The 12,397-nt window shown below is 35.2% G+C and carries 9 protein-coding genes; all 9 read right to left on the bottom strand.

Features of this window, described 5'->3' with window-relative positions:
• Positions 1 to 4: 4 nt before the first annotated feature.
• Positions 5 to 1,438, bottom strand: a complete 1,434-nt coding sequence (gene mazG, locus SPD89_RS17005; protein WP_336263142.1) for a nucleoside triphosphate pyrophosphohydrolase — start codon at positions 1,436 to 1,438, stop codon at positions 5 to 7.
• Between the two features lie 21 nt (positions 1,439 to 1,459).
• Positions 1,460 to 3,061, bottom strand: a complete 1,602-nt coding sequence (locus SPD89_RS17000) for a putative polysaccharide biosynthesis protein (RefSeq protein ID WP_336263141.1) — start codon at positions 3,059 to 3,061, stop codon at positions 1,460 to 1,462.
• Positions 3,062 to 3,729: 668 nt separating this feature from the next.
• On the bottom strand, positions 3,730 to 4,266 hold the full coding sequence (gene spoVT / locus SPD89_RS16995) for a stage V sporulation protein T (RefSeq protein WP_336263140.1): 537 nt from the start codon (positions 4,264 to 4,266) through the stop codon (positions 3,730 to 3,732).
• Positions 4,267 to 4,478: 212 nt separating this feature from the next.
• Complete coding sequence (gene mfd / locus SPD89_RS16990) at positions 4,479 to 8,045, bottom strand: transcription-repair coupling factor (protein ID WP_336263139.1); 3,567 nt, start codon at positions 8,043 to 8,045, stop codon at positions 4,479 to 4,481.
• 139 nt (positions 8,046 to 8,184) lie between these two features.
• Positions 8,185 to 8,415 (bottom strand): anti-sigma-F factor Fin family protein, encoded by a 231-nt coding sequence (locus tag SPD89_RS16985; RefSeq protein WP_336263138.1) that lies wholly within the window; start codon positions 8,413 to 8,415, stop codon positions 8,185 to 8,187.
• Positions 8,416 to 8,507: 92 nt separating this feature from the next.
• Positions 8,508 to 9,068 (bottom strand): aminoacyl-tRNA hydrolase, encoded by a 561-nt coding sequence (gene pth / locus SPD89_RS16980; RefSeq protein WP_336263137.1) that lies wholly within the window; start codon positions 9,066 to 9,068, stop codon positions 8,508 to 8,510.
• A gap of 180 nt (positions 9,069 to 9,248) precedes the next feature.
• Positions 9,249 to 9,887, bottom strand: coding sequence for a 50S ribosomal protein L25/general stress protein Ctc (locus SPD89_RS16975; protein WP_336263136.1), 639 nt, complete (start codon positions 9,885 to 9,887; stop codon positions 9,249 to 9,251).
• A 25-nt stretch (positions 9,888 to 9,912) separates the two neighbouring features.
• Positions 9,913 to 10,866 (bottom strand): ribose-phosphate diphosphokinase, encoded by a 954-nt coding sequence (locus SPD89_RS16970; protein WP_336263135.1) that lies wholly within the window; start codon positions 10,864 to 10,866, stop codon positions 9,913 to 9,915.
• Positions 10,867 to 10,887: 21 nt separating this feature from the next.
• Positions 10,888 to 12,255: a bifunctional UDP-N-acetylglucosamine diphosphorylase/glucosamine-1-phosphate N-acetyltransferase GlmU gene (glmU, locus tag SPD89_RS16965; RefSeq protein WP_336263134.1), complete on the bottom strand. Its 1,368-nt coding sequence runs from the start codon at positions 12,253 to 12,255 to the stop codon at positions 10,888 to 10,890.
• Positions 12,256 to 12,397: the final 142 nt, after the last annotated feature.

Genomic DNA, 12,397 nt, shown 5'->3' with positions numbered 1-12,397 from the left:
ATAATCACTCCTTTTTCTTCGCTTCATTCCAAAGCTGATCAAGATCAGCCAACGACATTTGCTCCAATGACTTTCCAGCTAATTTTACTTCTTTTTCAATTTCATTAAATCTAAAAATAAACTTCTCGTTTGTTCTTCCTAAAGCTATTTCTGGATTTATTTTATAAAATCTACTCAAATTTGCCATTACAAATAAAACGTCACCTAACTCTTTCTCCATTTCACTGTGATTATCCTCTTTTTGTGCTTGTTTAAACTCCTCGACTTCTTCAAATAACTTCTCCCATACATCTTCTACATTTGACCAATCAAATCCTACACGTGCTGCTTTTTTTTGCAGCTGATAAGCAACTTCAAGTGAAGGAGCATGGCGCACAACAGAGTCTAATAAAAATTCTCCACTTCGTTCCTGTTTTTCTTCGCTCTTTAATTCTTCCCAACTTTTATGAGTAGAGCCAGTACCAAATACATGTGGATGGCGATGAATCATTTTCTCCGTTATGCTTTTAATTACATCATCAATGGAAAAATATCCATTATCTTCTCCGATTTGACTATGTAACATTACTTGTAGCAGTACATCTCCTAATTCCTCGACAATTCCCTCATCGTCTTCGCGATTAATCGCATCAATTAATTCATACACTTCTTCTATAACATATTGTCTTAATGTTTCATGTGTCTGCTTTTTATCCCAAGGACAACCATTTGACCCCCTAAGAGTACGAATTACATTGCGTAATGTAGAAAACTGATGTCGTAATTGTTCTTCAGAACTTGGTGGAACATAAACAGTAGTTAAATTACTCAAGGTTACCGTACGATCTAATTCTTTTACAGGATATTTTTGTATTTTTTCTTGTTTTGTTCCTACAGCTTCTATAACTACTACTTCATGCTCAGGCTTTACGTCTTCTAAAAGCACAAGCTTTACTTCGGATGCAATAAATCTGTCATATACTTGGCAAAAAATCAGGTGCTGCTTGTAATTTAATTCATCTCTTTGAAAAGCTGTTGCATCAACGAACTGAAAGCCATCAATTGGGTCAATCTTCAAAGCAGTAAATAGATCATCAAGAAAACTTTGTCCACCTTCTATTTTCACTTCTACATCTTTTTCAGAAAGTAAGAGCTGTACCGTTTTTTCCGCAAGCATCGGATGCCCTGGTACCGTATAAATAATTGACTGATGTTTCGTTTCGTCTAATAACTTTTGAACAATTGTTTCATAGACTGTCTGAAAGTCATCCGATTCTTCATAGTACGCATCGAAGCCATAAAACCCTACTCCTTCTTCTTGCAAAGTTTTGATGACAGGATGATCTACTGTTCTTGTAAATATCGGCAAATTACTAGTTAATAATGTTCGATATATCCCTAGTGGTAGCTGTTCAATGTCTCCGGCACCTAAACCAACAACTTTAATATGTTTACCCATTTCTGACCTCCAAGCGGTTTGTTAACGATCTAATTTCCTCCCCACGAATCGTTCAAGCTGCATTATTTTACTTGAGAAAGGGAGTGCTTGTAACTGATTTTTTGTAAAAGCTTGATATCTTAATAAAATTAATAAATAGATGAAAGCACCTGAACAAACAAGAAATAAGACGTAAAAAGCCATTTGCAACCGCGATAATTCCCCCATCGTAGTAAATAAGAATTTGACTAAAAGTAAATAAACGGTCATTCCACTATTAGCAATAAAGAATGCTTTCCATTTCACAAGTTTAAATAGCGAAACTCCGGGGAGTTTCTTATGAAGCGTAGAGAGAATCAATAAACATAGTAAAACTAAACTGATGACTGTAGCTATTGCACTTCCTTCAATACCCCATACGGGAACGAGTAATTCATTTAGAACCAATTTTATAAAAAATGCAAGAGCAATCCAGATGATCGGTTGCTTAATATGATTTATACCTTGTAAAACTGCACACGCAGTGATTGTAATGGACGTAAGCAATATAGAGAGTACCATTATCTGTATACTTCTTGTCCCATCTGTATTCGTAAACAATAAAATATTTGTTTCAGGTAATAAAATAATTAAACCTACTGTGGCTCCAAATGCAATATATAAACTAACAGCGATCGCCTCTTGAATGAAAGGATACATATGTTTTTCTCTTTGTTTATCTTTTTCCCGAACTACTGCAGGAACTAGAGCTAACGCAAACGACGAGCCAAAAACGATACCGAATTGGATAAGTGGTTGTGCACGATCGAATATTCCTTTCGTCTCCATCGCTTGAACCGGCGATAATCCGTATTCTACCAAATTTGGAACTAAAGTTAGTACATCTGCAAATTGGATAAGCAGTAGAATCATATGGTTTAATGATGCAACAAAACCGATAGACAAACATACATAAAAATAATAACGCCACGGAATAAGAACATCTTTCATTACTTCTTTTCTTTTATATCTTTTCCAATAGATTATACTTAAATATAGGATTGCAACGATCATCCCCAGCATCGTAGCAAGGACACCCGCTTCACCAATTCGATATAATTCCAGTCTTCCCGTAAAAATAAAATAAGCTACAGTGACGATTATGGTTACACGAAAAACTTGTTCGATAACTTGCGAATAAGCTGTTTGCTTCATTTCTTCATGACCTTGAAGTACTCCACGCATTAAAGCTAGAAAAGGGATAAGTAAAAATAAAAATGCCGCCAACTGAAATGCTTTTTCCAGTTGCTTATCCCCTATCATATCAGCAATAATCGGTGAAGCGAAATAAACGAAAGTAAAAAAGAATAAATTAATAACCCATAAGATTATAAACAACGGAAAATAAAAATGTGTAAATGTCATCGGCTTATTTTCCTGTATGGATTCCGCTGTCAATCTGGAAATAGCAACAGGAAAACCGTAAAGAGTTAGAATGATGACAGTTCCAATAATAGGGTAAACCTGTTGATAAATATAAAAACCTAAATCTCCAGTTAAATTTTGTAGGGGTATTCGGTACAAGGCACTTAACACTTTACTAATTAAGCCTGCAACTGTTAAAACCACAGCACCCTTTACTACCTTGTTTGTCATTGTCTCCATTAATATCCTACCTGATCTAATTAAACGTTTTATAAATCTTACGTACCGTACCATAAAATTTTTGCTTCTTATAGCAGCTTCCATAAACTGTGCAGTAACTGAGTAATTTTCTTTGTAAATATCAAACAAAGTTGCGATGTAAATACCGCTGCGGAAATACACTCCGCTTTCCAGGAGCGCTGATGAGCCTCCTCGTCGCTTCGCTCCTGCGTAGTGTCACCGAGGCCTTTCCTCCCGTAGGAGTCTCCGTGTATTTCCTTCGCTGTGATGTGCATAGTAACAACTCTGCACCGTTTGATACTACTATTATAATGGTTGATTGGAGCCGGAGGGCAGTCGACTCCTGCGGGAAAAGCACGTGTCTAAAGACCCCGCAGGAAGCGGTTTTCTTCCGAGGAGGGCTGAAGCCGTGCCTAAGGATGCGCGAACTGCCCGGAGGCGGAAATCAACAAAGTTGTTACTAGTTTTTAAACTTTCACTACTGCACAATATACTTCTATCATGTAAGTCGTTACTGCAAAACACATTAATCTTTTTAGCTTATTTTATTAGATAAAACTTGATTTAATAAGCAACTTCCATTATAACATAGTGATCTTGGATTAATGTTTTCAAGTCAAAAAAATAAACAAGGTAAACGTTCACCTTGTTTTTAATAATTTTTTTAGTTACTCCATCTGTTTTCCAAGAAAATTAGCTGCAGTTTCTGCAACTTTTTGTTGCACATCCGTCAAAGTCTCACCATTTTTGGAAAGTATAATAACAGAACCAATTGGGTCGCCATTTGCGATTATCGTGCTTAGCGCATATGAGTCAACATCTTCGTCATTCCCACGTACTATTTCCACAGTACTTTTTTCTGTTTCTAAATGATTAGAACGCTTTTCGATTGCCTCTTCGATGTCTGCACCAATACTTTTATTTAAGTAGTCTTTTTTTGAATCTCCACTGACAGCAATTATTTCATCTCTGTCACAAATTAACACTGGGTAGTGCATGGAATCGTATAGTGCATCCGCATATTCTAAAGCAAAATGTCCCAGTTCATTAATCGGTGAATATTTCTTTAAAATAACTTCACCCTCTCTTGCAACAAATATTTCTAATGGATCCCCTTCTCTAATACGTAATGTACGTCTAATTTCTTTTGGAATTACAACCCTTCCAAGATCATCGATACGTCGAACTATTCCTGTTGCTTTCATACTTTTACAAACCTCACATTCTGTATGTTGTATTTGCCACTAGCAAAAGAACTAATAAGTAATTAAAAACTTAATTTAGTACTTCTTTTCATATAGTGTAAATAACACCAGTGTTGCTTTTAGTATGAATCAACATTAAGGAACTATACATTTCTTACATATTTTTTGTTATTTTATCCACTGTCCATTTATTAACAACTTCGGTTTCACTTTTATCCTTCCTTAGCCTCCAAGGATTTGTTACTCTTTTCACCAACATCATCCTGGAATACGTCCTTTAATTTTTCAATAAAAGTTCCAATTTGCTCGTATCTTTCTTTTACGGATTCATTTTTCCATTTAAAAATAATCTTTAACTGATTACCTACTGTACCTAATTGCACATTTCTGCCAAAGTCATTCGCTAACTGGAAGAGCTTAGAGCCATCAATTTGTTGACTTCTTTCTTCCTCAACGATCAATTCTGTTCTTTTACCCTTCTCTGTTATTGATTCTATCCGTTGTATTTTCGAGACCATTTTCAAATAAGAGATGAGAAATAATTTTTCTACCTCATCCGGATAATCACCAAATCGATCCACTATTTCTTCTTTTAAATCATCAATTTGTTCCATCGATTCAAAACTATGGAACCGTTTATACATATCAATCTTTTGTTTCTCATCTTCAATATAAGCCTCGGGAATATAAGCATCTACCGTTAAGTTCAACTCGGGATTAAATGGTTTAACCGCTTCGACTTGCTTTCCAGTTTTACGTGAGTCGATTGCTTCTTTTAACATTTGTGAATACAAATCAAATCCAACCGAATCGATAAATCCATGCTGCTGCGCTCCGAGTAAGTTCCCTGCCCCACGAATCGATAAATCACGCATGGCAATTTTAAAACCTGAACCCAATTCAGTAAATTCTTTAATTGCTTGGAGACGCTTTTCTGCAACTTCTGAGAGAACCTTATCTTTTCGGTACGTAAAATAGGCGTAAGCAACTCGATTTGACCTACCAACTCGGCCTCGTAATTGATACAATTGACTTAATCCCATTCGATCAGCATCATACACAATTAACGTATTTACGTTTGGAATATCAACACCTGTTTCAATAATTGTCGTACTAACTAAAACATCACTTTCTCCTTCCAAGAAGCCGAACATAACATTTTCAAGTTCTGTTTCGTTCATTTGACCATGAGCAACAGAAATTTTTGCCGTTTCAACTAACTGGTCAATTTCACGGGCAACTTTTTCAATATTATCAACCCGATTAAATAGTAGAAACACTTGTCCTCCTCTGGCGATTTCTCGCTCAATTGCTTCTCTAATGAAAGCTAAATTATGTTCTATTACATATGTTTGAACAGGAAATCTGTTTTCCGGTGGTGTTTCAATAACAGATAAATCACGAATTCCTAACATCGACATATGCAATGTCCGTGGAATTGGGGTTGCCGTTAATGTCAAGACATCCACATTCGTTTTGATTTGTTTAATTTTTTCTTTATGTTTCACACCAAAACGCTGCTCTTCATCGACAACCAATAAACCTAAATCTTTGTAGACAACGTCGTTTGAAAGTAATCGATGTGTCCCAATAATAACATCGATTGTACCATTTTTTAGACCTTTTAATGTCTCGTTTTGTTGTTTTCTAGTTCGAAAACGACTAAGTAAACCTATATTAATTGCAAAGTCTTGAAATCTTTCTTGCATTGTTTGAAAATGTTGTTGGGCAAGGATAGTTGTTGGAACTAAAACGGCCGCTTGTTTTCCTTCGATAACTGCTTTAAAAATAGCACGGATAGCAACTTCCGTTTTCCCGTAACCTACATCTCCACATAGAAGCCTATCCATTGGTCTTGAAGCTTCCATATCTTTTTTTATTTCTTCTACACATCTAATTTGATCTTCCGTTTCCTGGTATTGAAAAGCATGTTCAAACTCTTGTTGTAATTCCGTGTCCTTTTCAAATGCATATCCTTTTTGTGCTTGTCTTTCTGCATATAATTTAATTAAATCATCTGCTATATCTTCAACTGTCGATTGAACTTTCCTTTTTACTTTCGCCCATTCCGTTCCACCCAATTTATAAAGCCTAGGTTCTTTCCCTTCTGAGCCAACATATTTTTGCACAAGGTCAATCTGATCAATTGGAACATAAAGTTTGTCATCGCCAGAATACTTTATGAGCATATAATCTTTATGCAAGTTATTTACTTGTAATGTTTCAACACCTATAAACTTTCCTATGCCGTGGTTTCGATGAACAACATAGTCCCCAATCTTTAACTCCTGATAATTTTTTATTCTTTCAGCGTTAGAAATTGCTTGTCTTTTTCGGGGACGACTTTGTTTTTTCTTAAATAACTCATTTTCAGTTATGATTGCAAGTCGATGTAAAGGCAACTCCATTCCTGCACTAATATTTCCAACTGAAATCATCGGTGTATTTGCAGGTAATTTAATGCTTTCTTTTATTGGGATTTCCATTCCGTAATCATGCAGAATAGATTGTACTTTTTCAGCACGTCGAATATTTTCAGTTAAAATTACGATAGAATAATCGCCCTTCTTCCATCTCATTAGTTCATTTTTAAACAGTGGCATTTGTCCGTGAAACTCTTGCATCACCCGAGTAGATAAATTTACGATATTCTCCGGTTGTGTGTTTGGGATGTGTCTTAAAAATACGGACATATAAATTCGTTGCTTCGTCATTTTCTCTCTTAATTGGTTCCAATCAAAAGAAAACTTCGTGTTTGGTAATACTTTAGATTGTTCCAATAAAGATTGGATGAATTCCGACTCTTCTTTATCTAAATTTTGCGCAGATTCTTGAATTCTGCTCATCTCATCGCAGATAATAAGTCCATCATTCGGGAGATAATCTAACAAACTATTAAGATCTTCATAATAAAATTCACTATATTTGTACATATCTTGAAAATCTTCTGCATCTTTTAATTGACTGATATCATGTTCAACCGACTGAATTATCGCCTCTTTTTCCTTTGATGCTTTCATTTTTTTCAATGTAGTAGCCAAAGACTTCTCTAAACGTTCGGCGCCTTTTAACTTATCTTCTTTCGACAATAACAATTCTTTTGCCGGCCCAACTGATATTTCCGTTAGACGATCTAATGACCGCTGTGAATCAGCATCAAAGTAACGTATAGAATCTATTTCGTCATCAAAAAGTTCAATTCGAATCGGGTGCTGCTCTGTTACCGGATAAATATCAATGATTCCACCGCGAACACTAAATTCAGCTGGAGCAGTAACCATTTCAACTCTTTCATACCCCATATCAACTAAAGTTGCAATATATTCATCAATAGGTATAATCCCTGCCTCTGTAAATGATAGTTGATACTTTTTCAAATAACTTTCAGGAGGCAATATTCGTTTTAATGCTGCAATCGGTGCTATTAAAATAGCTGAATCTTCTTGAAGCCAATTAGTTAGTGATCTAATCCGTTCAGCTTTAAGTTCTGGACTAGCAATTGCCATTTCCGAAGCAATTAATTCATTAACTGGGTATAAAAATATATTGGGGTTTTTAGAAAATTCAATTAAATCGTCATATAGATTTTGTGCATGGATAAGTTGGTGTGTAATAATTAATGTTTTCTTGTTATGAGCTTGATTAATCGTCGAAATGAATAAGCTTCTTGCAGTTCCGGTTAAGCCTGCAACAAGTTGTTCTTTTAATCCGCTTGATATTCCATCAATAATTGAATGTATATCTTCCTTATCTTTTAAAAAGTGATAAATCTCCTTCATTCGTAAAACCCCCATATTATGTCCTATTTCCTTTTAAATAATCTAGCATTCCTGTTTTATATGAAGCTGATCGTAACAGTCAGCAGAAAAAGCGCAAAAATGCTTTGGTTCACTACCAAAGCCTTTCATGCGCTATTATCTATTGTAGAAAATACTCCAATTCATAGTAATCAGGATGTTGTCCAAGTGAATCCTCACAATTCTCACATATTGATATTATATGGACATCTCCATTTTCTTTATATTGTATCATTCTTTGCTTATCTTGTGGGGTTAATTGATCCCAGCCTAACATCGATGTAGTTACAATTTGTTGTTCTATTTTTCCTATTGTATGCCCACAATGTCTACATTTATAAACAATAGACATGAATTGTCAACCTCCTGATATCAAAACGATAGTATACATACTAAAGTTTATCCTTATCAGGTAATTTTATTCATTATGAAAGAAGAGATTACTTATTTATTATATGCATTCATCACTTCGGTAAATGATTGATTCATCCACATGTCACATGCTTTTACTGATTCATCGATTGCAGATGATACTTCTTTTTCTTCATGTTTTGAAAAAGGTTTAAGAACATAATTAACAATCGGCGTGGTGTCTACTGGTCTTCCTATACCTATTCTTAGTCTTTTAAATTCCTTTGTTCCTAAATGTTCAATTAACGATCTGATTCCATTATGGCCTCCATGTCCACCTTTTTCCCGCAAGCGTATTTTACCCGTTGGTAGGTCTAAATCATCATAGATAACAAGCGCATTTTCATAATCTACATTGTAGTAGTCCAGTAAAGGTCTTACTCCCTCGCCGGAAAGATTCATAAATGTCTGTGGTTTAATGAATAATACCTTTTGATTTTGGATAAAACCAATATGGTACAAGCACTTAAATTTATTTTTATCAAAACGAAAAGCATGCTGTCGACTTAATTCATCCAACACGATAAACCCAATATTATGACGTGTATTTTCATATTTTTTTCCTGGATTACCTAAACCAATTATACATTTCATTTTTATTACCCTCTATCTTCTGTAATATAATAAGCCCTCCTAACAAGAATTCTCTTATTAAGAGGGTTACTACATACATTATTAACCTTAGAAAACTTGGCTTATCGCCAAGCTTTGGCGAAAGCCTTAGTTTCTCTTTTGCAGTAGGAAAGTTTTATACTTTCTTATCTGCCAAAGAAATTACTCTTCTTCGCTTTCTTTCTCCTCATCTGCACCTACTAATTCAGGCTCAGCACTAAAATCAACATCTTCCTTAGTTTCTTCTTCAGTTTCAGGCGCTAATACAACTGCAACAGTTGTTTCTGGGTCATCTAAAAATTCATATTTATCTGAAGCTGGTAAGTCGCTAACAGCTAAAGTATCACCAATTCCTAAATTAGACACGTCTGCAGTAATTTCATCTGGAATATCTCTTGGTTTTGCACGAACTTGTAATTCGTATAATGGCTGTTGTAAAACTCCACCATCTTTAGTACCAGCAGCTTCACCTTCCAAACGAAGGGCAACCTCAACATCCATTTCTTCTTTCATATCTACTACGTAAAAATCGACATGAATTACTTCACCTTTAACAGGGTCTGTTTGATACTCATGTAACATGACATCAACTGAATCACCATTTTCGATATCCAATGAAATTATGGCGTTTCTTCCTTCATCGCGAACCGTTTTCATTAACTCGACATTATCTACACTAACTGTTTTCGTATCTTTGCCTTTCCCGTATACTACAGCAGGGACAAATCCTTCTCTTCTCAATTGATTAGTTGTTGCTCTAGTAAAGTTATCACGATTTTTTGCCTTTAAACTTATAGCCATTCCTTTTTCCTCCAAATTAATAATTTTAATCAAATAAAATACTTACTGATTTATTTTCATGTATCCGAACAATTGCTTCTCCAATGAGGGGAGCAACTGATAATTGCGTAATTTTGTTGATTTTCTTGTATTCAGGTAGTTCGATTGTATTTGTTACAACGAGTTCCTCAATACGCGAATTCTCCATTCGTTCAATAGCAGGTCCTGAGAGAACGGGGTGGGTAGCACAAGCATAAACTGCTTTTGCTCCCTTTTCAACCAAAGCGTCTGCTGCTAGCTGTATTGTTCCTGCTGTGTCAATAATATCATCGATGATAATAGCTGTTTTTCCTTCAATATCTCCAATAATATTCATCACTTCTGCAACATTTGGTTTTGGGCGACGTTTATCAATTATACCAATAGGGGCTTTCAAACGATCTGCCATTCTTCTAGCTCGAATAACTCCACCATGATCAGGTGATACAACAACAATATCATCCAGGTTTTTCTCCTTAATATACTCTGACAATATCGGTACTCCCTGTAAATGATCAATTGGTACATCAAAAAAGCCTTGAATTTGCGGCGCATGTAAATCCAATGTTAAAACACGATCTGCACCTGTTGTTTCTAATAAGTTTGCGACCAATTTCGCAGTAATTGGTTCTCTTGAGCGCGCTTTACGGTCTTGTCTAGCATATCCGTAATAAGGAAGTACAATATTTATTGTTCTAGCAGATGCGCGTTTTAATGCATCTGTCAAAATCAATAGTTCCATAAGATTCTCATTTACAGGTTCAGACAACGACTGGATTACATAAACATCGCATCCACGAACACTTTCCTCAATATTAATTTGCGTTTCACCGTCACTGAACTTTGATACACTACATTCCCCTAAAGGAACACCGATATGCTTTGCAATCGCCTCAGCCAATTTTTTATTAGAATTAAGCGTAAATAATTGCAAAGATTTATCGTTATACCCTGATGACATGAATGAAGCCCTCCAGTAAAATTATTTTTTCATTTTAGCAGCATAGCCTTTTTTATTTGTTTGTCTGGATCTTGCAATAGCTAAAGAATCTACAGGCACATCATTTGTAATCGTTGATCCCGCCGCTACGTAAGAACCTTTTTTTATTGTAACAGGCGCAACTAAATTTGAGTTACAGCCTATAAATGCATTATCTTCAATAGTTGTTACATGTTTTTCTTTACCGTCATAGTTGACCGTGATCGTGCCACACCCAATATTGATACCATTCCCAAGGTTAGCATCACCAATATAACTTAAATGTGGTATTTTTGTATTGTCACCAATGACAGATTTTTTAAGTTCAACAAAATTCCCTATTCTTACTTCATTTCCGACTGTAGTCTCTGGACGGATATGAGCAAACGGTCCAATATTAGCTTCTCTTCCTATGTTACTATCTTTCAAAACACTTTGTTTAATAACAGTATCTTGACCAATTGTACAATTTTCTATTTCAGTGTTCGGCCCAATAATGGTATTCGTTCCAATATGAGTATCTCCCATTAACATCGAACCAGGATATACTACAACATCTGGTTCTATTGTAACATTAGGGTCAATGTATGTATTAGTTGGATCCATAATGGTAACGCCATTTTTAAGATGCATTTCATTTATCCGAATTTTCATTATATTTTCAGCATGTGATAAAGCAATACGATCATTTATCCCGATTGTTTCTTTATCGTCTTCCGTGATAAATGCAGATACTTTTTCATTTTGTGATTTTAAAATTTCAATTACATCTGGTAAATAATATTCCTGTTGAGCATTGTCATTATTTACTTTCTTTAAAGCGGAAAATAAAGCTTCATTATCAAAACAATATGTTCCTGTATTTATCTCTTTGACCTTTTTTTCTTCATCACTTGCATCTTTATGCTCAACAATCCTTTCCACATCTCCTGACTCGCCACGGATTACTCGTCCGTATCCGGTAGGGTCAGTAATATTAGTTGTAAGGACTGTAGCTTTTGCTCCTGAACGTTCATGATATTCAAACAATTTATCAAAAGTTTCCGCCGTTATTAAAGGTGTATCTCCACAAACTACTATTGTTGTACCGGATTTATTTTCTAATATCTTTTCAGCTTGCATAACAGCGTGGGCTGTACCAAGTTGTTCTTCCTGTAATACAAATTGACTATCATTTCCTATTTCTGATTTAACTTTCTCTGCGCCATGACCTATAACGGTTACTAACTTTTCAACTTTAGTCGGCTTTAGCGCTTCAATAACATATTGAATCATCGGACGACCTAAAATTGGATGAAGTACTTTATATAATTTGGATTTCATTCTAGTTCCTTGTCCTGCCGCTAATATAATTGCAAAACGACTTTTCATAAAGAGTAACCCCCCAATCCTTAATCTCCATTATAAAATAATATCGTAAAAACAGGGCAAATTCAAATGATAAACCATAAAAATATTTGCTAGCACTAATCACACCTTGAACAACTACTAAAAAACGTTTCATTTTAACTTA

Origin of the sequence: Pseudogracilibacillus sp. SO30301A, from assembly GCF_037072025.1 — a bacterium.
In the GTDB taxonomy this organism is placed as follows: domain Bacteria; phylum Bacillota; class Bacilli; order Bacillales; family Amphibacillaceae; genus Pseudogracilibacillus.
This window is presented reverse-complemented; position numbering and strand designations above follow the sequence as displayed.

Excerpts from the sequence above, each read along its gene's own strand:
- mazG (WP_336263142.1), bottom strand. The coding sequence starts at position 1,438 with ATGGGTAAACATATTAAAGTTGTTGGTTTAGGTGCCGGAGACATTGAA.
- SPD89_RS17000 (WP_336263141.1), bottom strand. The coding sequence starts at position 3,061 with ATGGAGACAATGACAAACAAGGTAGTAAAGGGTGCTGTGGTTTTAACA.
- spoVT (WP_336263140.1), bottom strand. The coding sequence starts at position 4,266 with ATGAAAGCAACAGGAATAGTTCGACGTATCGATGATCTTGGAAGGGTT.
- mfd (WP_336263139.1), bottom strand. The coding sequence starts at position 8,045 with ATGAAGGAGATTTATCACTTTTTAAAAGATAAGGAAGATATACATTCA.
- SPD89_RS16985 (WP_336263138.1), bottom strand. The coding sequence starts at position 8,415 with ATGTCTATTGTTTATAAATGTAGACATTGTGGGCATACAATAGGAAAA.
- pth (WP_336263137.1), bottom strand. The coding sequence starts at position 9,068 with ATGAAATGTATAATTGGTTTAGGTAATCCAGGAAAAAAATATGAAAAT.
- SPD89_RS16975 (WP_336263136.1), bottom strand. The coding sequence starts at position 9,887 with ATGGCTATAAGTTTAAAGGCAAAAAATCGTGATAACTTTACTAGAGCA.
- SPD89_RS16970 (WP_336263135.1), bottom strand. The coding sequence starts at position 10,866 with ATGTCATCAGGGTATAACGATAAATCTTTGCAATTATTTACGCTTAAT.
- glmU (WP_336263134.1), bottom strand. The coding sequence starts at position 12,255 with ATGAAAAGTCGTTTTGCAATTATATTAGCGGCAGGACAAGGAACTAGA.